Annotated in this window: 22 protein-coding genes; 10 read left to right on the top strand and 12 right to left on the bottom strand. The window is 72.6% G+C overall.

Annotated features, from left to right (window positions below):
- The first annotated feature begins 112 nt into the window (after window positions 1–112).
- Window positions 113–250, top strand: a complete 138-nt coding sequence (locus ACN267_RS10115) for a hypothetical protein (RefSeq protein ID WP_204960176.1) — start codon at window positions 113–115, stop codon at window positions 248–250.
- Window positions 251–301: 51 nt separating this feature from the next.
- Here ACN267_RS10115 and ACN267_RS10110 read toward each other — a convergent pair whose 3' ends face one another.
- Window positions 302–1,324 carry a glycoside hydrolase family 43 protein gene (locus ACN267_RS10110; protein ID WP_204960175.1) on the bottom strand — a complete coding sequence of 341 codons (1,023 nt, stop codon included), beginning with the start codon at window positions 1,322–1,324 and terminating at the stop codon, window positions 302–304.
- 254 nt (window positions 1,325–1,578) lie between these two features.
- Here ACN267_RS10110 and ACN267_RS10105 point away from each other — a divergent pair, with 254 nt between their 5' ends.
- Together ACN267_RS10105 and ACN267_RS10100 are read left to right on the top strand one after the other, a co-directional pair.
- On the top strand, window positions 1,579–2,400 hold the full coding sequence (locus ACN267_RS10105; protein ID WP_281897956.1) for an endonuclease/exonuclease/phosphatase family protein: 822 nt from the start codon (window positions 1,579–1,581) through the stop codon (window positions 2,398–2,400).
- 124 nt (window positions 2,401–2,524) lie between these two features.
- Window positions 2,525–4,069 carry an NAD(P)-binding domain-containing protein gene (locus ACN267_RS10100; protein WP_204960173.1) on the top strand — a complete coding sequence of 515 codons (1,545 nt, stop codon included), beginning with the start codon at window positions 2,525–2,527 and terminating at the stop codon, window positions 4,067–4,069.
- On the opposite strand, the gene ACN267_RS10095 is transcribed toward ACN267_RS10100, so the two are convergent.
- From ACN267_RS10095 to ACN267_RS10075, 5 genes are all read right to left on the bottom strand, one after another.
- The gene (locus ACN267_RS10095) at window positions 4,053–4,652 is read right to left on the bottom strand and encodes a nitroreductase family protein (RefSeq protein ID WP_239485903.1); all 600 of its coding nucleotides are present in this window, start codon (window positions 4,650–4,652) and stop codon (window positions 4,053–4,055) included. The genes ACN267_RS10100 and ACN267_RS10095 overlap by 17 nt on opposite strands.
- Before the next feature lie 178 nt (window positions 4,653–4,830).
- Window positions 4,831–5,982, bottom strand: coding sequence for a carboxylate-amine ligase (locus ACN267_RS10090; protein WP_421488497.1), 1,152 nt, complete (start codon window positions 5,980–5,982; stop codon window positions 4,831–4,833).
- 74 nt (window positions 5,983–6,056) lie between these two features.
- Window positions 6,057–7,193, bottom strand: a complete 1,137-nt coding sequence (locus ACN267_RS10085; RefSeq protein WP_421488496.1) for a M20 family metallopeptidase — start codon at window positions 7,191–7,193, stop codon at window positions 6,057–6,059.
- Between the two features lie 77 nt (window positions 7,194–7,270).
- Window positions 7,271–8,524, bottom strand: coding sequence for an RNA polymerase sigma factor (locus ACN267_RS10080; RefSeq protein ID WP_204960169.1), 1,254 nt, complete (start codon window positions 8,522–8,524; stop codon window positions 7,271–7,273).
- Between the two features lie 10 nt (window positions 8,525–8,534).
- Window positions 8,535–8,927: a YciI family protein gene (locus ACN267_RS10075; protein ID WP_421490407.1), complete on the bottom strand. Its 393-nt coding sequence runs from the start codon at window positions 8,925–8,927 to the stop codon at window positions 8,535–8,537.
- A gap of 137 nt (window positions 8,928–9,064) precedes the next feature.
- On the opposite strand from ACN267_RS10075, the gene ACN267_RS10070 reads away from it, so the two are divergent.
- The 3 genes from ACN267_RS10070 (at window position 9,065) to ACN267_RS10060 (ending at window position 10,924) form a co-directional block, all read left to right on the top strand.
- Window positions 9,065–9,271 (top strand): hypothetical protein, encoded by a 207-nt coding sequence (locus ACN267_RS10070; protein ID WP_421488495.1) that lies wholly within the window; start codon window positions 9,065–9,067, stop codon window positions 9,269–9,271.
- Between the two features lie 115 nt (window positions 9,272–9,386).
- Complete coding sequence (locus tag ACN267_RS10065; protein ID WP_204960166.1) at window positions 9,387–10,157, top strand: neutral zinc metallopeptidase; 771 nt, start codon at window positions 9,387–9,389, stop codon at window positions 10,155–10,157.
- A 119-nt stretch (window positions 10,158–10,276) separates the two neighbouring features.
- Entirely contained in the window at window positions 10,277–10,924 is a 648-nt protein-coding gene (locus ACN267_RS10060) for an HAD family hydrolase (RefSeq protein WP_204960165.1), read from the top strand.
- A gap of 61 nt (window positions 10,925–10,985) precedes the next feature.
- On the opposite strand, the gene ACN267_RS10055 is transcribed toward ACN267_RS10060, so the two are convergent.
- From ACN267_RS10055 to ACN267_RS10035, 5 genes are all read right to left on the bottom strand, one after another.
- A complete protein-coding gene (locus ACN267_RS10055) occupies window positions 10,986–13,526 on the bottom strand; it encodes an ABC transporter permease (protein WP_421488494.1) in 2,541 nt (846 codons plus the stop codon).
- Complete coding sequence (locus ACN267_RS10050; RefSeq protein WP_088646672.1) at window positions 13,526–14,293, bottom strand: ABC transporter ATP-binding protein; 768 nt, start codon at window positions 14,291–14,293, stop codon at window positions 13,526–13,528. Before ACN267_RS10050 ends, ACN267_RS10055 begins: the two co-directional genes overlap by 1 nt.
- Window positions 14,294–14,647: 354 nt before the next feature.
- Window positions 14,648–15,376 (bottom strand): response regulator, encoded by a 729-nt coding sequence (locus ACN267_RS10045; RefSeq protein WP_255554013.1) that lies wholly within the window; start codon window positions 15,374–15,376, stop codon window positions 14,648–14,650.
- Window positions 15,377–15,396: 20 nt separating this feature from the next.
- The gene (locus tag ACN267_RS10040) at window positions 15,397–16,590 is read right to left on the bottom strand and encodes a sensor histidine kinase (RefSeq protein ID WP_421488493.1); all 1,194 of its coding nucleotides are present in this window, start codon (window positions 16,588–16,590) and stop codon (window positions 15,397–15,399) included.
- A 101-nt stretch (window positions 16,591–16,691) separates the two neighbouring features.
- A complete protein-coding gene (locus ACN267_RS10035; RefSeq protein ID WP_204960162.1) occupies window positions 16,692–17,603 on the bottom strand; it encodes a RecB family exonuclease in 912 nt (303 codons plus the stop codon).
- Between the two features lie 139 nt (window positions 17,604–17,742).
- On the opposite strand from ACN267_RS10035, the gene ACN267_RS10030 reads away from it, so the two are divergent.
- From ACN267_RS10030 to ACN267_RS10020, 3 genes are all read left to right on the top strand, one after another.
- On the top strand, window positions 17,743–18,834 hold the full coding sequence (locus tag ACN267_RS10030; RefSeq protein WP_421490406.1) for a site-2 protease family protein: 1,092 nt from the start codon (window positions 17,743–17,745) through the stop codon (window positions 18,832–18,834).
- 74 nt (window positions 18,835–18,908) lie between these two features.
- Window positions 18,909–19,853 (top strand): tRNA (adenine-N1)-methyltransferase, encoded by a 945-nt coding sequence (locus ACN267_RS10025; RefSeq protein WP_421490405.1) that lies wholly within the window; start codon window positions 18,909–18,911, stop codon window positions 19,851–19,853.
- A gap of 81 nt (window positions 19,854–19,934) precedes the next feature.
- Window positions 19,935–20,507: a hypothetical protein gene (locus tag ACN267_RS10020; protein ID WP_204960160.1), complete on the top strand. Its 573-nt coding sequence runs from the start codon at window positions 19,935–19,937 to the stop codon at window positions 20,505–20,507.
- Window positions 20,508–20,570: 63 nt separating this feature from the next.
- On the opposite strand, the gene ACN267_RS10015 is transcribed toward ACN267_RS10020, so the two are convergent.
- Window positions 20,571–20,867: a ferredoxin gene (locus ACN267_RS10015; protein ID WP_088646668.1), complete on the bottom strand. Its 297-nt coding sequence runs from the start codon at window positions 20,865–20,867 to the stop codon at window positions 20,571–20,573.
- A 177-nt stretch (window positions 20,868–21,044) separates the two neighbouring features.
- On the opposite strand from ACN267_RS10015, the gene arc reads away from it, so the two are divergent.
- A complete protein-coding gene (arc, locus tag ACN267_RS10010) occupies window positions 21,045–22,826 on the top strand; it encodes a proteasome ATPase (protein WP_204960159.1) in 1,782 nt (593 codons plus the stop codon).
- The last annotated feature ends 57 nt before the right edge of the window (window positions 22,827–22,883 follow it).

Below are 22,883 nucleotides of genomic sequence, written 5' to 3'. Positions count from 1 at the left end.
GTTCGGGCCGCCGTGCCATAATCGTGCTGGTGCCCGTGGTTGTCACCGTCGGGCCCGGGGGGCCGCCTCCGCAGCACGCGGACGGCGGGGGAACCAACCCCCGGAGGCCACAGTGGATTCCACCTCTCTCACCGCTCTCGTCGACCTGCTCGACGGCCTGTTGCAGTTGGGTGCCGCCGCGCTCAGCCTCGCCGCCGCCGTCGTGGTCGCCCGCAGCACCCGCCGGTCGGGCCGGCGGCGCGACGACTGACCACCCCCGGGCGCGGCCCGACCGGCCCACCGCTGGTCGTCGCCGGCCGGGTCAGAGGAACGCGCCGACCCGGGGGGTCGCGCCGTCCCACCGGAAGATCGCCGCGTACAACGCCCGGCGGGCGTCGGCCGGCAGCGAACCGTCGGCCTGCTGCCGGCACGGGGTGGTGCCGGCACAGACCCACCCGTGCAGGAACAACCGCTGCTCGTCGTCGACCAGGGCGGGGACGAGGTCCGCGCCACCCGGGCCGCAGATTCCGGTGCCGGACGTGGTGAGCAGCGGGTGCTCGGTCCGGCCGTGGAAGTCCCAGCGGTCGGTGGAGGTCAGGTAGACGGTGGCGTAGCTGCAGTTGTCGTACCCGTACCGGGAGGCGAACAGCACGAAGGTGGATCCCCGCTGCCGCAGCACCGGGTTCTCGATGATGCCGTCGTTGCGGAGCAGTTCACCGCTGGCGTTGCCGACCCAGCGGGTGCCGGTGTCGTCGAGCCGCAGCATCCGGATCGACGACGGCGTCTGCTGCGTCTTGTAGAGCACGAACCGTCGGCCGTCGGCGTCCTCGAACGGGGACGGGTCGATCACCCCGGCGGCGGCCACCGGCCGCCCCGGCACCGCGTCGTCGGCCCCGTGCGCGCCGCCCGGGCAGATCAGCGGCGCGGTGCCGACCGGCGTGTACGGCCCACCGACGACGTCGGACGTGGCCGCACCGATGCACCGCTGCCCGTTCCTACCCTTGGCCGGCACCGAGTAGTAGAGCACCCAACCGGTGGCGGTGTGAACCGCCTCGGGGGCCCACACCGTGCCGTTGTCGGCCCAGTCCGGCACCGACCCGAGTGTCGTGCCGAGGCTGCTCCACGGCCCGGACGCGGTCTCACCCCGGTAGGCCGGGGCACGTCCACCCGTGGCGAACACGACGAAGCTGTCACCGTGCCGCACCACGCCGGGGTCGGCGATCCCGCCCGTGGGGGCGTACACCGGTTGCGGGGTGGCGGCGGTGGCGGGCGCGGCGGCGGTGCCGGCGACGACCGTCACCACGACGGCGACCAACGCCGGCCGCCAGGTCCTTCGTAGGTGCATGGCTCTCCCTGGCGTGACGGCGGCGGAGGGGGCGTCGCGGGTGTCCGGGTCGCTCCGCCGGCTGGATCGGCAATTCACTGCGGACAATGTGTGTGCGTTGTCCGGAGGCTGAAACTAAGCTACCGTGCCACAGTTGGCAAAGTAACCTTTCTTCATGGCCGGATCGTGTCGCGCCGGTCGTCAGCGCTCCGGAGAGGACAGCCATGGCACGCGGAGAACGATGGTCGGCGCGCGGTGCAGGAGCCCTCGTCGGCGTGGCGGTGCTGCTGGTGAGCCTGGTGCCGGCCACTCCCGCCGCCGCGAACTCCACCTTCCAGGCGGCGACCCTGAACATCCTCAACGAGCTGAACCAGGCCGACTTCGTCCACGACCTGGAACTGATCACCGCCAAGGCGGACCTGGTCGGGCTCAACGAGGTCGGCAACCGCAAGGCGTACCTGAAGGACTGGGCCGCGGACAACGGCTGGTGGCTGTACGCGCCCGAACCGACGCAGGCGGCCAACGAGGCGCTGTTGGCCCGCAAGAGCATGTTCGAGGTGCTCGACAAGGGGTCCAACTTCGTGTGCGACACCAACGGGCCGGGCGAGGTGCCGCCGGCCCGCTACAACAACTGGGTCCGTTACCGGCACAAGGCGACCGGGCGCAGCGTGTACCACATCAACGCGCACGCCAACGCCAGCATCGAGAACAACGGCCGGCCCGAGGACCTGCCCCGCACCGCCTGCGCCGAGCAGCAGTTCCAGGCCCTGAAGGACCTGGCGGCGGCCAAGAAGGACTCCGGCCAGGTCATCGTCAGCGGCGACCTGAACGTCGACTTCAGCGCCGACCGGGCCTACGGGTACCAGAAGTTCCCCTGGCAGGTCTTCGAGGCCAACGAGCTGCCGAACCTGCGGTCCTGCTACAACCTGTACGGCGAGAAGGCCAACGGGACGCACGGCAACCGGCACATCGACTACATCTACTTCTGGAAGCGGCTGGAGGAGTACCGCGAGATGTGGATGACCGACTACAGCATCGTCAGCGGCACCAACTCCGACCACAACGGCGTGGTGGCCGCGTTCACCATCGCGTCGTAGCCGGGCCGGTTCCGCGTCGCCCCCGGCGGGTCCGGCTGCGGTTCGCCCGGCCGTCGACCATTGACACATCTCGTGGTCCACCTCATCGTCGGAGCAACCGCCTCCGCACCGAAGGGTTCACCTGATGGTCGACACCACGCACACGTACGTCATCGTCGGAGCCGGGCCCGCCGGCCTGCAACTGAGTTACTACCTTCAGCAGCAGGGCGCCGACTACCTGACGCTCGAACGTGGCGCCGAGCCGGGGGGCTTCTTCCGGCGGTTCCCGCGCCACCGCCGCCTGATCTCGTTGAACAAGGTGCACACCGACAGCAGCGACCCCGAGATCCGACTGCGGTGGGACTGGAACTCGCTGCTCAACGACGATCCGGAACTGCTGTTCCCGAACTTCAGCCAGGAGTACCTGCCGGCCGCCGACGACCTGGTGCGGTACCTCGCCGAGTTCCAGCGGGTACACCAGCTCCGGGTCCGCTACGGCACCACCGTCGAGCAGATCTCCCGCGACGACGACGGGTTCACCGTCCGTACCGACCGGGGTGTCGTACGGGCGCGGTGCCTGATCGTGGCGACCGGCTGGGGGCGGCCGTTCGTGCCGGACATCAAGGGCATCGAGCACGCCACCGGTTACGAGGAGATGGACGTCGACCCCGACCGGTACGCCGGCAAGCGGGTCCTGATCATCGGCAAGGGCAACTCGGCGTTCGAGACCGCCTCGTCGATCCTGGGCAAGGCGTCGATGGTGCACCTGGCCAGCCGGCAGCCGCTGCGGCTGGCCTGGAACACCAAGCACCCGGGCGACGTCCGGGGCCAGTACGGCGCGATCCTCGACAGCTACCAGTTCAAGACGCTGCACTCGGTGCTCGACTGCACCATCGACGAGATCCGGCCTGTCGACGGCAGGTTCCGGGTCTCGATCACCTACACCCACGCGCAGGGCGAGACCGCCGAACTCGACTACCACGAGGTGCTGCGCTGCACCGGATTCCGGATGGACACCTCCCTGTTCGACGCCTCCTGCGTCCCGGACATGGTGCGGGACGGCCGGATGCCGGGCCTGCGTCCCGACTGGCAGTCGAGCAACGTCGACGACCTGTACTTCGCCGGCACCATCGCCCAGGCGCGGGACGTGAAGCACGCCTCGTCGCCGTTCATCGACGGGTTCCGGTACAACCTGCGTACCTTCACCCGGCTGCTGCGGGAGCGGTACGACGACGTGCCGCTGCCCGTGGGCACCGTGTCGGGCGAGCCGGCCTCGCTGACCAAGGTGATGCTGGACCGGGTCAACTGGAGTTCGGCGCTGTGGACCCAGTTCGAGTACCTCTGCGACGTCTTCGTCCGCGACGACGCCACGGGCGACTTCCGGCACCACGAGGACCTGCCGGAGGACTACGCCGTGCAGCGGTTCGCCGACTCCCCGCACTGCTACACCCTGGCCCTGCGCTGGGGCCGCGACGACTACGGCGACGTGTTCGCCATCGAGCGGCACCCGACCCCGGACCGGGCCCGGGAGAGCGCCTTCATCCACCCGGTGATCCGGCGGTACCGCCACGGCGAACTGGTGGCCGAGCAGCACCTGCTGGAGGATCTGCTGGCCGAGTGGCGGCGGCCGGACCGGCACGTGGAGCCACTGGTGCGCTTCCTCAGCCGGGACCTCACTGACGGATCATGATCTCGTCAAGCGGTTTGCGGGCCAGGTCGGGCACCCGCGCATCCGGCGCGGGGTACCCGACCGGCAGCACCAGGTTCGGTCGTTCCTCCGGCGGGCGTCCGCACACCTCGTTGAGGAACCGCATCGGGCTGGGTGTGTGCGTCAGGGTGGCCAGACCGACCTGGTGCAGCGCGGTGATCAGCAGGCCGACCGCGATGCCCACGGACTCCTTGACGTAGTACGGCTTGGGGCTGTGCGGCCCCTGGTGCACCTCGAACACGACGATGACGGCGGGTGCGGTCTCCAGGAACGGCTTCTCCCAGTCGGTGCCGAGCGCGGCGATCGCACCCAGCCACTCCTGCGGCGCGCGCCGCTGGTAGAAGTCGCGTTCCTCGGCCTCGGCCGCCGCGCGCAGCCGGCGCTTGCGGGCCGGATCGGTCAGTACGACGAACCGCCACGGCTGCACGTTGGCCCCGCTGGGGGCGGTCGAGGCGGCCCTGATCGCCGCCTCGATCACCCCCTCGGGTATCGGGTCGGGAGCGAAGTCGCGCACCGACCGGCGGCGGGCCATCTGTTCGGCGAACGCCTCCGCCGCGCGGACCATGTCCGCTGCCGGACGGCGTTCGAGTCGGATCGGAACGGTGGGTAGCTGGACCGTGTCGGCCATCTGTCGCCTCCCTGGCAGAGCCGCGGCCGGACCCGGTCGTGTCCCACTCCACAGTGGACGCGGGGACCGCGCGGGCCGGCTGCTCCCAGCATTTCCGAGGCGGGCCGGTTCGTCGTTACGCCAGTGTGCTGTCTTGCCCGCCGGGCCCGTCCGCGGCGGTCGCGGCGACCAGCGCGGCGACCACGTCGGTGAGCCGGCCCCTGGTGGCCGCCGCCGCCCGCTGCCGGGCCGCGCCGTCGCCGTCGACCGCCAGCCCGGCCAGCCACCGTTGCACCCGGGGGCCGTCGCCGGTCTCCTCCAACGCCGGCCGGGCCAGCTCGACCAGTTGCGCGGCGAGCACCCCGGCGGGCAGCAGCCGGCCGGTGCCGACCTCGACGCCGTGGCCGCACATCCCGTCGCGTGCCGCCCGCCAGTACGCCAGCCGCATCAGATCCGGGTCGGTGCGGGGCCCCTCGTCGCCCCGCTCGACGGCCGTCGCGGCGACCATCGCCAGGGCCCGGACCAGCGCCGCGAACCCGGCGGACTCGGCGGCGGTGATCGGCATGTCGGCCACCCGCACCTCAAGGGTGGGATGGCGGGCCGACAGCCGCAGGTCCCAGAAGATCGTCCCCGAGTCGACCATCGCGCCCGCGTCGAGCAGCAGGTCGATGTGTGCGTCGTACTGCCGGGCCGAGGTCAGGAAGGGCGGTGGCCCGGCCACCGGCCAGCGCTGCCAGGTCAGGCTGCGCCAGCTCGCGTAGCCGGTGTCGCGTTCGCGCCAGTAGGGCGAGTTGGCGGTGAGCGCCAGCAGCACCGGCAGGTGCGGACGGAGGTGGTTGCCGACCAGCACCGCCCGGTCGCGGTCCGGCTGCTCCACGTGCACGTGCACCGCGCAGATCGCCAGGTCGTCGTGCAACCCCCGGTAGGTGGCGTTGCCCCGGTCCTGCCGTGGCCCCTGGGTGATCGGCGGCGGCACCGCCGGGCCGAGCACCGGAGAACCGGTGGCGACCACCCGCAGCCCGTCCCGACCCGCCGCCGCCTGCAACGCGCCACGCGCCCCGACGAGTTGCGCGTGCAGCTCCGCCACCGCGTGGCAGGGCTCGGTACGGGTTTCGATCTGCAACTCGGTGATCTCGCCACCCACCCGGCCGCCGAGCTCCGCCCGGGCCCGGTCGACCACCGTGGCGGCCTGCGGCGTCACCTCGCCCCGCTCGGCGTCGACGACGAGGAACTCCTCCTCGACGCCGAGCCGGGGAATGGACGACCCTGACCGCTGTGCCGTGCTCATGCGCGCGTTCGACCCCTGCCCGTCGGTCGCTCGCCGACAGGGGGTAGCCTACGGGCCCACCGGCCGGACCGCGCTCAGGAGTTATCCTTCGTGGACAGTTGGTCGACCAGACCGGCCAGCAGGGCGGTACGCTCCGGCATCCGGTCGAGGCGGACGTACTCGTCGCGGGCGTGCGCCCCACCACCCACCGCGCCCAACCCGTCCAGGGTCGGCACCCCCAGCGCGGCAGTGAAGTTGCCGTCGGACGCGCCCGCCACGTGCGCCCCGGTCAGGGCCGGCAGGCCGAGCCGGTCGGCGACCGACCGGGCGGTCTCCAACAGCGGCCGGGCCAGCTCCGCCGGCATCGGATGACGGCCGATGCGGCCCTCCACCGCCACCGTCGCCTCGGGCAGGAACGGCACCAGCTCGTGGATGGCCCGGTCGATGCGTTCGAGTTCGGCACTGGTCCACGCCCGGACGTCGACCGCCAGACTGGCCAGCTCCGGCACCGTGTTGGTGGTGGTGCCCGCCGCCAGCAGCGTCGGGGTGACCGACGTGCCGCCGCTGTGCCCCGCGCCGAGGGCGCGCAGCGTGAGGATCTGGTGGGCCACCTCGACGGTGGCGTTCACCCCCCGCTGGGGTTCCACCCCGGCATGGGCGGCCCGGCCCTGCACGATGACCCGGTACACCGAGCCCCCCTTGCGGGCCACCTTCACCTCCCCCTGCGGGGTGGCCGCCTCGCAGACCAGCACCGCGTCCGAGCGCAGCGCCTCCCGCTCGATCAGCGGCCGGGACGTGCCGGAGCCGGTCTCCTCGTCGCAGGTGAGCAGCACGCCGACCGTGGAGGTGTCCGCCAGCAGGCCCAACGCGGTGAACATCTGCACGATCCCGGCCTTCATGTCGCACACCCCGGGACCGGTGGCGACGTCCCCGCGTACGGTGAACGGCCGGGACCTGACGGTGCCGATGGGGAAGACCGTGTCGAAGTGGCCGAGCAGCAGCACCCGTTGCCGGGCCGCCGGCCACAGCAGGTGCGGCAGCCCGTCCACGACGACCCGTTCGGCGGGCCGGCCGAGCACCTGCTCGCCCCAGCTGGCGAGCAGGTCGGCGCAGGACTCCAGGTGGGGCAGGTCGCCCGGGGCGGACTCGGCCGCGACCAGGTCCCCCAGCCGGTCCACCATCTCGGCGCGCAGTTTCGTCGCGGCGCCCAGCAGATCGCGCTGATGGTCCATCGAGCACTCCAGGTTCGAAGACGGTGACGGGCCCGGCCAGGCGACCCACCCACCATCGCAGCGTCGCCCGCCGACGGTCATCCGTTGCCGTGCTCACCGTCCCCGGCATCGGTCAGCCGCGCCAGCCGGCCGTACAGGTAGCGCTGGCGGGCGAGGTTCGTCGACCGTCGGGCCGCGTGCGCGTACGCGGTCCGGGCCTCGGCGGTCCTGCCGCAGCGTTCCAGCAGGTGGGCGCGGGCGGCGTGCCGCCGGGGGTCGTCGCCGACGCGGGGGTCGTCGGCCAGCGCGTCGAGCAGCCGCAGCCCGGCGGCGGGACCCCGGGCCATCGCCACCGCCACCGCGTGGTTGAGCGCCACCACCGGGTTGTCCGACATCCCCAGCAGCACCCCGTACAGGGCCTCGATCTGCGCCCAGTCGGTCGCTGCGGCGCTGGCTGCCTCGTCGTGCACCGCCGCGATCGCCGCCTGGAGCTGGTAGGGCCCGATGTCGCCGCGCGGCAGCACCGCGCTGACCAGGGCCACCCCCTCGGCGATCTGGTCGGCCCGCCAGCGGCGGCGGTCCTGCTGCGCCATCGGCACCAGCTCACCGTCCGGGCCGACCCGGGCCGGCCCCCGGGCGTCGGTGAGCAGCATCAACGCCAGCAGCCCGGTCACCTCCGGATCGTCGGGCAGCAACCGGTGCAGCAGCCGGGTCAGCCGGATCGCCTCGGCGGACAGGTCCACCCGGCACAGGCGCGGGCCGGTGGTGCCGACGTACCCCTCGTTGAAGATCAGGTAGAGCACCTGCCGGACGGCGTCGAGCCGGGCTGCGCGCTCGTCGGGTCCGGGCAGCGCGAACGGCAGCCCGCTGTCCCGGATGCGCTGCTTGGCGCGGGTGATCCGCCGGGTCATGGTCGCCTCGGGCACCAGGAACGCCCGCGCCACCTCGGCGGTGCCCAACCCGCCGACGGCGCGCAGGGTCAATGCGATCTGGGCGGCCGGCGGCAGCGCCGGATGACAGCACAGGAACAGCAGCACCAGGCTGTCGTCGCCCGGCTCCCGGTGGTCGGCCGCCGGGGCGGACCACGGCTGCGCCCGGCCGACGTCGTCCTCCCGCCGTCGCCGGGCCTGTTCGGCGCGGAGCAGGTCGGTCAGCCGCCGGGCGGCCACCGTGACCAGCCAGCCTCGGGGCTGCTCCGGCAGCCCCTCGACCGGCCAGCGGGTCGCGGCGGCCAGCAGCGCCTCCTGGACGGCGTCCTCGGCGGCGTCGAAGTGGCCGTACCGGCGGACGACCGCGCCGAGGACCTGCGGCGCGAGCACGCGCAACAGGTCCTCGACGGTGGACGGTCCCATCGCGTGAGGGTCAGCCGTCCAGGTCGTCGATGCCGTCGGCGACCGGCCGTACGTCGACGTACCCGCCCTCGGCGTCCGGGTCGACGAACCGGGCGGCGATCTGGGTGGCCCGGTCGAAGCTTTCGCAGTCGACGATGGTGAACCCGGCGAGCACCTCCTGCGTCTCCGGGTACGGCCCGTCGGTGACCACCGGCGTGCCCTGTCGCAGCCGCACCCGGCGGGCGTGCACCGGCGCGGTCAACCCCTGCCCGTCGACCAGCTCACCGGATTCGGCCAGTTCCTGGTGCACCGCCGCCATGTGCTCGTGCATCGCGGCGACCTGCTCCGGCGTCATCGGCGGCTGGGCCCCGGGGCGGCCGGCCATGGCGTCGTAGTCGCGCTGCGAGCCGTACAACATGATCATGTATTTCACGGGCTCTCCTCTCGGCCGCCGGGTGCGGCCGGACACCCGGGACGTCGGAGCCGCCGGGCCGATCCGGACACCGGCTGCGAGGCTAGTCGCCGACCGGGCGGGTGGCGACGGTCACCTACCGTGGCCTCATGACGACGATGTGGCTCGTGCTCGGGGCGGCGGCCCTGGTGATGATCGGCACGGTCGGCTGGGTCGCCTGGCGCGACCGGGCCCGCACCGTCGGGGCCGAGGACCGCACCGCCGGGCGGGACGCCCAGGCCAGACAGCACCGGTACGAGGCGGAACGCCACTTCGCCCAGAACGACACGATCCATCGGGGCCAGGAGCACCACTGACCGTCCGGCGGGGCCGACCTGGCTCACCCATGGTCAACGGGACGCCGGCCGGGCATGATCGTTCCACGGTCGGGGTACCACCGATCGCAGGACCGGCACGCCTGGGAGGCACACGGTGACGGCAGGCTCGCGACGCCGCTCGCACGGACCACTGCTCGCCGCGTTGACGGCACTGGTGGTGGCGGTCGGTTGCGCGGCCGGCGGGGTGGGGGAGAACGCGCCGCAGGAACCCCGGGAGCCGGCCCCCCGGCAGTCGTCGCGCCCGGCGGCGGCCCCCTCCTCGCCCGAGGCGGAGACCACCCGCGCCGACGGCACCACCAGCGTGGCCGAGTTCAAGAGCGACATCGCCGACGCCGTCACCATCGCCGAACGCTACTGGGCCGCCCAGTTCCGGACCTCCGGCGAGCAGTTCCGCCCGATCAGCCGGATCGTGCCCTACCAGCGTGAGGGCGAGATCTCCTGCGCCGGGCAGGCGCTGCCCCGCAACAACGCGGTCTACTGCTCCCAGGGCGACTTCATCGCCTACGACGTCAACTGGTCGGTGTCGGCGTTCCGGCAGGTCGGCGACGCGTTCGTGTTCTACCTGCTGGGCCACGAGTATGCCCACGGCATCCAGGTCCGCCTCGGCCTGCGCGCCAACTTCACCATCCAGCAGGAGTTGCAGGCCGACTGCATGGCCGGGGCCTACCTCGGCGACTCCGTACGCGACGGCACCCTGCGGCTCGATGCCGGTGACCTCGACGAGTTCCGTGAGGGGCTGCTCGCCGTCGGCGACGACCCCGACCAGCCGTGGTTCGCCGAGGGCTCGCACGGCACCGCCGAACAGCGCACCGACTGGTTCTTCCGCGGCTACGAGCGCTCCCTGGACGCCTGCAACCTGCGCTGAGGAGCAGGTCACGTCCGGCCGGTACGGCGACGGACGGTCCTGGCCCGCCTGGCAGGATCGCCCGGAGACCACCCGCGAGCGCCAGGAGGATTCCGCTGAGCAGCCCACACCCCGCCGCCGTGCTCTTCGACATGGACGGCACCCTGGTCGACAGCGAGAAGCTCTGGGACGTCGCCCTGCACGAGTTGGCCACCGTCTACGGGGGGACGCTCAGCGGCCCGGCCCGGCGGGCGATGATCGGCACCGCGATGGCCGCGTCGATGCGCATCCTCCATGACGACCTCGGCCAACCCGAGCGGGACCCGCAGGCCAGCGCCGACTGGATCAACGCGCGCATCCTGGAACTGTTCCGCACCGGGCTGCGCTGGCGGCCGGGCGCGTTGACCCTGCTGCGGGCGGTCCGCGCCGCCGGCATCCCCACCGCGCTGGTCACCTCCAGCGGCCGGCCCCTGGTCGAGGTCGCCCTGGACACCCTCGGCCGGGACAGCTTCGACGCCGTGGTCTGCGGCGACGAGGTGGACTCGACCAAACCGCACCCCGAGCCCTACCTGACCGCCGCCCGGCTGCTCGACGTGCCGATCGACCGGTGTGTGGCGATCGAGGACTCGCCGACCGGGGTGGCCAGCGCGCTCGCCGCCGGTGCGGCGGTGTTGGCCGTCCCGGCGGAGGTGCCGGTGCCGCCTACCGACGGCGTACACCAGGTGGAGAGCCTCACCTCGGCGGACCTGGAGCTGCTGGCGGCGCTGCTCGGCGAGCCACCCGGCTGAGCCGTCTGACATGACGAGGGGGGCCCGCCGGCCGGCGGAACCCCCCTCACGGCGGACAGGATCAGTCGTGCGCGATCGCGCCCAGCACGTTGATCCGGGCCGCCCGCACCGCCGGCAGCACCGCCGCCACCACGCCGATGACGGCCGCCAGCAGCAGGAACAGCCCCATCTGGCCCCACGGCAGGATCAGGTCGGTGATGCCGTCGTCCTTGAGCGCCCGGACCACCGCGGCACCGAGGCCGACGCCCACCACGATCCCGAGCAGCGCCCCGAAGACCGAGATCACCACCGCCTCCACGGTGATCATCCGCATGGTCTGCGCCCTGCGCAGCCCGATCGCCCGCAGCAGGCCCAGCTCGCGGGTCCGCTCCAGCACCGACAGGGCCAGGGTGTTCACGATGCCGAGCACCGCGATCACGATGGCCAGCGCCAACAGGATCTGGATCATCGTGAGCAGGCTGTCCAGCGACCCGGTCTGCTGCTCGATGAACGCGTCCCGGTCGGCCACCGACACCTCCGGGCTGTCCGCCAGCAGCGCCTCCACCTGCGGCTGCACGTCCGCCACCCGGGTGCCCGGGGCGAGCTGGATGAAGCCCTGGTTGGGCTTGGGGATGGCGAAGTCCTTCACCGCCTGCGGCGGCAACTGCACCGGGCTGGTCAGCTCGGAACTCTCGTAGATGCCGCTGACCGTGTAGGTGCGCGGCTCACCCCGGGAGGCCTGCACGGTCACCGTCGACCCGACCGAGATGTTGCGGGAACGGGCGGCGTCCGAGCTGAACAGCATCTGGTCCGGGCCGAGCCGGCTGATGTCACCGGCGGTCGCCTTCGCCCCGAAGATCCGCTGCAACGCGGTCACGTCGCTGGACGCGGCCAGCCAGGTGACCTTCCCGTCGACCATGCCCATGTCGCCGTACTCGCCGTCGGCCAGCTGCACCCCGGGCAGCGCGGCGACCTTCGTCAGCACCGCCGGGTCGAAGCTCGCCGGGCGCGGACCGGTCGACGCCCCCGAGATCACCAGCTCGGCCTTGATGGTGTCCTGGGCCAGCGCGCCGATGCTGCCCTTCGCCGAGTCCAGGATCACCGTCACCCCGGTCACCAGGGCGATGCCGACCATCAGCGCCGCCGCCGTGATCGCCGTCCGGCGCGGGTTGCGGCCGGAGTTCAACCGTCCCAGCTTGCCCGGCACCGACCAGGCGAAAATCGCCCCCAGCAGGGACACCACCGGGCGGCTGATCAGCGGGGTCAGCAGCGCCACCCCGATGAAGGCGAACAGCACCCCACCCAGGATGACCGCCAGGGTGTTGTCCCCGGCGTTGCCGCTGAGCCCGAGGAACAGCAGCACCGCGCCGATCCCGGTGATCACCCCACCGGTCACGGTGACCCGGGTCAACGGCCGGTCCGGGTTGGCCACGTCCTGCATCGCCGCGATCGGCGGGATACGCGCCGCCCGCAGCGCCGGCAGCAACGCCGCCACCACCGTGATCAGCAGGCCGACCGCGAACGAGCCGACCACCGCCGACGCCGGGACGCCGATCCCGGCCAGCGTCAACCCGCCGGCCAGGTTGCCGAAGACGTACGCCAGCAGCGCACCGATGCCGATGCCGGCGCCCAGCCCCAGCACCGAGGCGATCAGGCCGATCGCCACCGCCTCCAGCACCACCGAACCGATGATCTGCCGGCCGCTGGCCCCGATCGCCCGCATCAGCGCCAGCTCCCGGGTCCGCTGCGCCACGATGATCGAGAAGGTGTTGAGGATGAGGAACGTGCCCACCAGCAGCGCGACGGCGGCGAACCCGAGCAGGATCTTGTTGAAGAAGGACAACCCCTCCTTCAGGCTCGCCGAGGCGTCCGCCGACAACTGCGCGCCGGTCTTGACCTCGAAGCCGTCGCCGAGCGTACGGGCCACGTCGTCGCGCAACGCGACGTCGTCGACCCCGGCCGCGGCCCGGACCGTGACGTTGGTGAAGGTGTCCCGCTCGCCCAGCAGCAGCCGCTGCGCGACAGGCGTGGTGAAGGCGATCTCGTTGACCCCGCCGATCGAGTCCCGGTCACCGCTGTACCCGAACACCCCGACCAGGGTGAAGGTCTCCTTCGGCACCAGCGGGGTCAGCACCCCGACCCGGTCGCCGACCTTCACCTTGCCCGCCTGCGCCAGCGCCGCGTTGACGACGATCTCGTCGTCCGCCCGGGGCTCCCGGCCCTCCCGCAGCGTCACCAGGTCGCTCTCGCCCCGCCAGTTCGACCCGAGCTGCGGCGGCCCGAACGAGGTGACCACCTTGCCGTTGCTGCCGATCAGCTGGGCCCCGTCGGTGGTGACCACGCCGGTGGCCTCGGCCACCCCGGGCACCCCGGCGATCCGCTGTACCGTCGCCGCCGGCACCTGCTCGCCCTGCATCTCGCTGAGCGCCACCTTGGGCTTGCCGGCGACGTTGACGTCGATGCCCTCGTACGCGTCGGCGAAGACCGCGTCGAACGAGCGGCCCAGCGTGTCGGTGAGCACGAACGCCCCCGACACGAACATGACGCCCAGCACCACGGCCAGGCCGGACAGCAGCAGGCGCACCTTGCGCGCCAGCAGACTCTTGAGGGTGGCCCGCAACATCAGCCGGCCACCTCGACCGGGGTGTCCAGCTTCTTCATGGTGTCCAGCACCGTGTCGGCGGTCGGCTCGATCAGCTCGGAGACGATCTGCCCGTCGGCCAGGAAGACCACCCGGTCGGCGTACGCGGCGGCGGTCGGGTCGTGGGTGACCATCACGATGGTCTGCCCGTGCTCGCGGACCGAGTTGCGCAGGAAGTTGAGCACCTCGGCACCGGAACGGGAGTCCAGGTTGCCGGTCGGCTCGTCGGCGAAGATCACCTCGGGTCGGGCGACCAGCGCCCGCGCGCAGGCGACCCGCTGCTGCTGGCCACCGGAGAGCTGCGACGGCCGGTGCCCCAGCCGGTCCCGCAGACCGACGGTGTCGATCACCGTGTCGTACCAGGCCGGGTCGGGCTTGCGACCGGCGATCGACATCGGCAGCAGGATGTTCTCCTGCGCGGTGAGCGTCGGCAGCAGGTTGAACTGCTGGAAGATGAAGCCCACCTTGTCCCGGCGCAGCTTCGTCAGCCCCGAGTCACCCAGCCCGGTCACCGTGGTGTCGCCGATCTGCACCGTGCCCCTGCTCACCGAGTCCAAGCCGGCCAGGCAGTGCATCAGCGTCGACTTGCCCGACCCCGACGGGCCCATGATCGCGGTGAACCTGCCCCGCTCGAACTCGGCGCTGACCCCCCGCAGCGCGGCGACCTGCGCCTCGCCGGTGCCGTACACCTTCCACACGTCGTTCGCCCGGGCCGCGGCCTGCGCATGCCGGCCTACCGTCGCGGTCACGTCATCTACCTCTTCCGTCTGGCTGTGTGTGCCCCCACCGCCCCCGCTGGTCGGTGGGGTCGATCCCATCCTCGGTGCCGGTCGGCGCGGATCCGTCCGACCACGGACTGACCCGGCGCGGATTTCCCGCTGCGGGTCGGCCCGGAGAACGGCTCAGGGTTGTCCCTGAGCCGGCGACCGGTCGCGCCGTCCCACCCTGCGGCGGAGCCCGGGCACCGACGTCAGGCGCTGACGCCACGACACGGTCAACCGCGTCACGCCGTCTTTCGTCACGGTAGGTGAGCGCGACAACGCTGCCGTCCCCCCACCGGCCTCACCCTGGGTACGCCCCGAGGGGCACCCGGCGCCGCCCGGCTACGCCTTCGGGCGGACCAGCCCCGACTCGTACGCCAGCACCACCGCCTGCACCCGGTCGCGCAGCCGCAGCTTGGTCAGCACGTGTCCGACGTGCGTCTTGATCGTCGTCTCGCTGACCGACAGCGCGGCGGCGATCTCCGCGTTGGACAACCCCCGGGCCACCTGGACGAGCACCTCCCGTTCCCGCTCGGTCAACGTGCCCAACGCCTTCGGTGGGCTCGCCGCCGGATCGGGCAGCACGGTGGCGAACCGGTCCAGCAGCCGCCTGAGGATGCGCGGCGCCACCACCGCCTCCCCGGCCGCCACCGTCCGGATGGCGGTGACCAGATCGTCGGCCGGCACGTCCTTGGCCAGGAAGCCGCTCGCCCCGGCCCGCAACGCCCCCACCACGTACTCGTCGAGGTCGAAGGTGGTGAGGATGAGCACCCGCACCGGCAACCGGGCGTCGACGATCGCCCGGGTCGCGGCCACCCCGTCCATCCGGGGCATCCGGATGTCCATCAGCACCACGTCGGGCAGCAGCCGGCGGGACAACTCCACCGCCTCCTGCCCGTCGCCGGCCTCGGCGACGATGTCCAGGTCGTCCTCGGTGCCCAGCACCATCCGGAACCCGGTGCGCAGCAACGGCTGGTCGTCGGCGAGCAGGATCCGCACCGGCCGCCCCGGCGGGTGTCCGGCCCGCCCGTCCGGCGCGGACGGCACAGGGCTGCCGTACGTCTGGCCCATCTGCTGTCCCCGTTCCCCCGTCACGCCGGGACCGTCCCGGCCGGTTCCACCGGAATTCTCGCGTACACCCGGAAGCCGCCACCGGGCCGAGGCCCGATCCGCAGGGTTCCACCGTAGAGCGCCACCCGTTCCCGCATCCCGACCAGACCGTGCCCGATCCGGTCGGGTCCCGGCTCCGGTCCCCGCCCCGTGTCGATGATCTCCACGGTCAGGCCGCCGCCGTCGACGCCCAACCGGACGGTCGCGGTGGCCGTCCCGGCATGTTTGAGCGCGTTGGTCAACGCCTCCTGGGTGATCCGGTACACCGTCAGTGAGACTCCCTCGTCGACCGTCGGCACCGGCTCGGTGACCTCCAGGACGACCGGCAGCCCCGCCTCGCGTACCTGCTCCACCAGCGCGGTGATGCCGGCCAGGCCGGGCTGCGGGGTGAGGTCGGCGGCGGGCTCCGTGTCGGTGCGCAGCACGTCCAGCAGCCGGCGCATCTCCCGCAGCGTGACCCGGCTGGTGTCCTCGATGGTGGTGATCGCCTCGTCGGCGGCGGCCAGGTCGCGGTGCAGCACCCGCCGTGCCCCGGTGGCCAGCACCCCCATCACGCTGACGTGGTGGGCGACCACGTCGTGCAGTTCCCGGGCGATCCGTCGCCGCTCGTCGGCCACCGCCTGCTCGGCCAGCGCCCGCTGGTTGTCCTCGGCCGCCCGGGCCCGCTCCCGCAGCGCCCGCAGCGAGGTGCGCCGGGCCCGCACCGCCCGCCCCACCGCGTAGGCGAGCAGAGCGGTGAGCAGGTTGTTGAGCACCAGGTACGCCGGACCGACGTCGAGCCCGGTGTCCAGCGGGGTGACCACGTTGAGGGTGGCCACCGGCACCCAGAGCAGCACCGTGGCGACCACCGCCGGCAGCACCGTCCGGTGCACCGCCGTCGTGTACGTCAGCACCAGGAACGTCAGGCTCTGCGTGGTGGGCGCGTGCCCGAGTACCGCCGGCACCGCCAGGGTGGCCAGCGCCGCCACTACCGCCGGCCACGGGGCGATCCGGCGCAGCACCACCGGGGCCGCGCACAGCACGCTCCAGGCCAGCGCGGACGGCAGCTGCCGGGGCCAGAACTCGCGCGGGGTGAGCAGGACGAAGGCGACCTCCACCAGCACCAGCGCGGCGGCGAACAGGGCGTCACCGGCCAGCGGCCGGCGTACCCACCACCGCTCGGGTCCCTCGGTCATACCGCGACGCTAGCCGCCCGCCGGGGCGTCCGGTCGTCGCCGACGGTGAACCTCGTCTCCTCCTCACGGAGGAGCCCGCCTCCGCCGGGCGGGTGCCGGCGCTACTCGTCGGCGCCCGGGGTGGCCGGTCGGGACCGGGCGTCGCGCAGCGGGTCGGCCGCCCCGGCCCGCTGCGGGAACGGCGGCGGGGTGCCGCCGAACGTCGGGCAGTGCGCCTGGTGGTTGCACCAGTCGCAGAGCCGGCTCGGCCGGGGACGGAAATCCTGCCGCGCGGTGGCCTGCTCGATGGCCTGCCAGAGCGCCACCACCGTACGCTCGAACCGCAGCAGCTCGTCGGCGTCGGGGGAGTAGTCGCAGACCTCGGCGTCCTTGAGGTAGAGCAGGCGCAGCACCCGGGGCACCACGCCCCTGGTGCGCCACAGCACCAGCGCGTAGAACTTCAACTGGAACAGCGCCCGCGCCTCGAACGCCTCCCTCGGCGCACCGCCGGTCTTGTAGTCGACCACCCGCAGTGCCCCGTCGGGAGCCACGTCGAGCCGGTCGAGGTAACCCCGGATGAGCAACTCGTCGTCGACCACCGCGGAGATCAGGCTCTCCCGCTCGGCGGGCTCCAGCCGACGCGGGTCCTCCACCGCGAAGTAGCCCTCCAGCAGGGCCGCCGCCGACCTGAGGAACTCGGCGGTGCCCGGCTCGTCGCCCGGGTCGAACAACCCGGCCAACTCGGGCTGCTCGGTGACCAGCCGGTCCCACTGCGGGCCGACCAGGTCACCGGCGGCCTGCGGGGTGCGCCCGCCCGCCGGCAGGTCGAACAACCGCTCCAGCACCGCGTGCACCAGGGTGCCCCGGGCCTGCTCGACGCTGGGCCGCTCGGGCAGCCGGTCGATGCTGCGGAACCGGTAGAGCAACGGGCAGGTCTTGAAGTCGGCCGCCCGTGACGGCGACAGCGAGGCCCGGACCGTGGCGGGCAGCGCCGCCGGAGGATGCTGCTGGTCGATCACCGGTTCCGCCGTCATGCCCCGAAGGTTAGGACACCGGTGTGACAGGGCCGTGCTCGCCGCACCGGGCATGATCGGGTCGGCGCGTAACATCGGGGCGGTGCAGTCCCGTCCCCGCCCGCCGCGTCGGCCCCGCAGCGGCCTGACCGTCGGCCGGGTGTTCGGGGTGCCGCTGCACCTCAACGTGTCGATGCTGCTGCTCACCCTGCTGGTGACCGTCACCTACGCCGAGTTCGCCCGGGACCGGCTCGGCCTGTCCCCGCTCGGCGGCTACCTGATCGGTCTGGGCTTCGTGGTGTCGCTGCTCGGTTCGGTCCTGCTGCACGAGCTGGGGCACGCGCTGACCGCCAGGCGTCACGGCATCGGTGTGCGCGGGATCACCCTGGAACTGCTCGGCGGCTACACCGAGATGGACCGGGACGCCCCCACCCCGCGGGTGGAGCTGCTGGTCTCGCTGGCCGGCCCGGCCGTCTCGGCGCTGCTCGGCGGGCTCGCCGTGGCCGCCACGCTGGCCACCCCCGACCACACCCTGGCCCATCAGCTCGCGCTGCAACTGGCGTTGAGCAACATCATCGTCGCCGTGTTCAACGTGCTGCCCGGCCTGCCCCTGGACGGCGGCCGGGCGCTGCGCGCCGTGCTGTGGCGGATCACCCGCGACCGGCACCGGGCCACCGAGGTCGCCGGCTGGGTCGGGCGGGCCGTCGCGCTGGGCACCGCCGGGCTGGTCGTGCTGCTCACCGTGCAGCGGGTGCTGGTGCCGCTGGCGCTGCCGCTGATGCTGCTGGTCGCGGTCACCCTCTGGCGCGGCGCCGGACAGTCGATCCGGTACGCCCGGATCAGCCGCCGGGTGCCGCTGCTCGACCTGGCCCGGCTGGCCCGCCCGGTCGTCGCCGTACCCACCGGCACGCCGCTGGCCGAGGCGCAGCGCCGGCACGCCGAGCAGGGCCCGCCCGGGTCCGCCGTGCTGGTCGTCGACGGCGCGGGCCGGCCGGTCGCCCTGGTCGACCCGGCCGCGGCGGACGCCGTACCGGTGCACCGGCGGCCCTGGCTCGGGGTCGACGCGGTGGCCCGGCCGCTGGCCGCGCTGCCGGCGGTGCCGCTCGGTCTCGACGGCGAGCGGCTGATGGCGGCCGTCCAGGCCCACCCGGGCGCACGCTACGTGGTGACGTCAGGCGAAGATGTGGTCGGCGTTCTGCACACCGCGGATCTCGCCCAGGTCCTCGAACCCACACGGAAGACGAACAGGTGACCGCAGCACATCCCCCCACCCTCCCGGCCCGCAACGGCACCCCGCCGCCCCCCGCCGTCGCGGAACTCCCCCCGGTGCACCGGGGCCCGTTCCGCCCCGGTGACCGGGTGCAGCTGACCGACCCGAAGGGGAGGATGCACACCGTCACCCTGGAGCCCGGCAAGGAGTTCCACACCCACCGGGGCATCCTGGCGCACGACGCGCTGATCGGGCGGCCCGACGGCAGCGTGGTCAGCACCGCCGGCGGCGGGACGGCGTTCCTGGCGCTGCGTCCGCTGCTGTCGGACTATGTGCTGTCCATGCCGCGCGGCGCCCAGGTGATCTATCCGAAGGACTCGGCGCAGATCGTCGCCATGGGTGACATCTTCCCCGGCGCCAAGGTGCTGGAGGCCGGCGCCGGCTCGGGGGCGCTGAGCTGCTCCCTGCTGCGCGCCGTCGGCACCGGCGGTGAGCTGCACTCCTACGAGGTGCGCGACGACTTCGCCCAGATCGCCCGGCGCAACGTGGAGGCGTTCTTCGGCGCGCCGCACCCCGCCTGGCGGCTGCACGTCGGCGACGTCGCCGACTGCCCGGAGACCGGTTTCGACCGGATCATCCTGGACATGCTCACCCCCTGGGAGACCCTCGACATGGTCGAGCGGGCGCTGCTGCCCGGCGGGGTGTTCATCGGCTACGTGGCGACCACCCCGCAGCTGTCCGAGCTGGTCGAGGCGCTGCGCGAGCGGGGCGGCTGGACCGAGCCGCGGGCCTGGGAGTCGCTGGTGCGCGACTGGCACGCCGAAGGGCTCGCCGTCCGCCCCGACCACCGGATGATCGCGCACACCGCGTTCCTGGTCTCCGCGCGTAAGCTCGCTCCGGGCGTCACCGCGCCGCCGCGCCGCCGCAAGCCCAGCAAGGGCGCCGAGGCGTACGCGGAACGCAAGCAGGCGCTGCGGGAGGCGGCGGCGGCCCGGGAGGCGGCGGCACAGGCCACCGCCGCCGCGTCGGCCACCGCAGCCGACGGGGTGGACCGGCCGTGACGGCGGATCGGAGCTGCTGGGCGTGAACGGGCAGAACCCGACGGCCGGTGCGGGCCGACGGTGTGACCGCAGGGAGTGCGCATGAGTCGGCCGGGCTTCGGCGGCGGTGAGCTGCCGGCCGTGTTCCCCGACTGGTCGCCGTACCAGGATCTGGAGTCGGCGGCGCGGGCCTACCTGCGTGACCCGGACATCGCCCTGGAGGCGCTCGGCGGCGTGCTGCGGGGCGCCTCGGTGCTCGGCTTCACCCTGGAACGGTTCGTCAACGAGGTCAACGGGGTGTGGCAGGAGGTCGTCGTCTGCGACGGCAGCCGGCTGGTGCTCTGGCACGGCGAGGACGTGCCGCCGGGGGAGGGGCCGCCCGGGTCGATGACGTCGTCGCTGCGGGTGGTGCCGGTCTCCACGGTCACCGAGGTGGGCTGCCGGCGGCGGCTCACCCGGGCCGAGAACGGCGAGGTCCGGGTGGACAGCATCGACGTCTACCTGCTGCTCACCTCGCTGGACGAGGCCCCGCCCGGCGACGACATGGTCGGCGCGCCCCGGCACGACGCGCTACGTTTCGGCAAGACCCTCGACGACGGCGGGGCCGGGCAGATCGCCCGGCTGGAGGAGTTCGCCCGACTGGTCGCCTCGGTGGTCGGCCGCCCGCTGCTGTAGCGCCGTGACCGGGCCGTGGGCGACGCCGGGGCCACCCCGGCCCGGGAGCCGGTCGTCGTCGGCTCAGTCGTCCTCGGCCTCCGGGCCGGCGACCTCGACGCCGTCGCTGCCACGCACCACGTGGATGCACTCGCCCGGGCACTCCTTGGCGGAGTCGATCACCTCCAGCCGCAGGTGTTCCGGCACGTCGACCCGGCTGCCGGGGGCGAGCCGCAGCTCACCGTCGACGCCCTTGACGTACGCCAGGCCGTCGACGTCGAACTCGAAGACCTCCGGTGCGTACTGCACGCAGAGCCCGTCACCCGTGCAGAGGTCCTGGTCAACCCAGACCTGCAACTGGTCGGTAGCGACGTCGGTCACCCGGCACCCCCCATGTTCTCCCGTCCCACTCCCCGACGGTACCCGAACGGCTGGACCTGCCCCTCAGGCGTCCCGTGGCGATCAAGGTTCGGTGACGAGGGCGTTGCGTGGGACCGAATCGGCCTCATAGCGGCTAGTGTTAGGGCAGAACGTTCAAGCCCCCCGGGGAGGTGGGACGTGGCACGCAGTGACGACGCGGACTCGCGCGCCGCACGGTGGGAGAAGGAGGCCCACGATCTCTCCACGCAGGTCGCGTTCCTTCAGGAGGAACTCGCTCTGGTGCGGCGCAAGTTGACCGAAAGCCCCCGACACGTCCGGCAGCTCGAAGAGCGGCTGGCGGCCACCCAGGCACAGTTGGCGCGGCTCACCGAGAACAACGACCGGCTCGTGAGCACCCTCAAGGAGGCTCGCGCGCAGATCGTGACGCTCAAGGAGGAGATCGACCGGCTGGCACAGCCGCCGTCCGGTTACGGCGTCTTCCTCGCGCGACACGACGACGGCACGGTGGACATCTTCACCGGCGGACGGAAGCTCCGGGTAGCCGTCTCACCCTCACTGGACGCCGAGGAGTTGCGGCGCGGCCAGGAGGTCCTGCTCAACGACGCGCTCAACATCGTCGACGCGTTCGGCTACGAGCGGGTCGGTGAGGTGGTGATGCTCAAGGAGATCCTCGCGGGTCCCGAGGGCGCTCCGGGTGACCGGGCGCTGGTGGTCTCGCACTCCGACGAGGAGCGCATCGTCCATCTGGCCGACACCCTGATCGGCTCCGCGATCAGGGCCGGCGACTCGCTCATGATCGAGCCCCGCTCGGCGTACGCCTACGAGCGGATCCCGAAGAGCGAGGTCGAGGAGTTGGTGCTGGAGGAGGTGCCCGACGTCGACTACACCGACATCGGCGGCCTCCAGTCGCAGATCGAGCAGATCCGCGATGCGGTGGAGCTGCCCTTCCTGCACGCCGATCTGTTCCGGGAGCACCAGCTCCGGCCGCCGAAGGGCATCCTGCTCTACGGTCCGCCGGGCTGCGGCAAGACGCTCATCGCCAAGGCGGTGGCCAACTCGCTGGCCAAAAAGATCGCCGAGCGGTTGGGCAAGGACCGGCACACCAGCTTCTTCCTCAACATCAAGGGCCCGGAGCTGCTCAACAAGTACGTCGGCGAGACCGAGCGGCACATCCGGCTGATCTTCCAGCGGGCCCGGGAGAAGGCCGGGGAGGGCACCCCGGTCATCGTGTTCTTCGACGAGATGGACTCGATCTTCCGGACCCGTGGCTCCGGTGTCTCCTCCGACGTGGAGAACACCATCGTCCCGCAGCTGTTGAGCGAGATCGACGGCGTCGAGGGCCTGGAGAACGTGATCGTGATCGGCGCCTCCAACCGGGAGGACATGATCGACCCGGCCATCCTGCGCCCCGGCCGGCTCGACGTGAAGATCAAGATCGAGCGTCCGGACGCCGAGGCGGCCAAGGACATCTTCTCCAAGTACATCCTCGCCGGGCTGCCGCTGCACGCCGACGACCTGGCCGAGCACGGCGGTGAGCCGCAGGCCACCGTCGCGGCCATGATCGACGCGGTCGTCCTGCGGATGTACTCGGAGACCGAGGAGAACCGCTTCCTCGAGGTCACCTACGCCAACGGCGACAAGGAGGTCCTGTACTTCAAGGACTTCAACTCCGGCGCGATGATCCAGAACATCGTCGACCGGGGCAAGAAGATGGCGATCAAGGAGTTCCTCACCTCCGGACGCAAGGGGCTGCGGTTGCAGCACCTGCTCGACGCCTGCGTCGACGAGTTCCGGGAGAACGAGGACCTGCCCAACACCACCAACCCGGACGACTGGGCCCGGATCTCCGGCAAGAAGGGCGAGCGGATCGTCTACATCCGTACGCTCGTCTCCGGCGGCAAGGGCACCGAGGCCGGCCGTTCCATCGAAACCGCGAGCAACACCGGCCAGTACCTCTGACCGGACGACCGGACGGGCCCGCGACGCGACGCGTCGCGGGCCCGCTGGCGTCGGCGT

Origin of the sequence: Micromonospora sp. WMMD734, assembly GCF_049178975.1 — a bacterium.
Classification (GTDB): Bacteria; Actinomycetota; Actinomycetes; order Mycobacteriales; family Micromonosporaceae; genus Micromonospora; species Micromonospora wenchangensis.
Note: the sequence above shows the minus strand (reverse complement) of the source record. Positions and strands in the feature narration are given on the sequence as shown.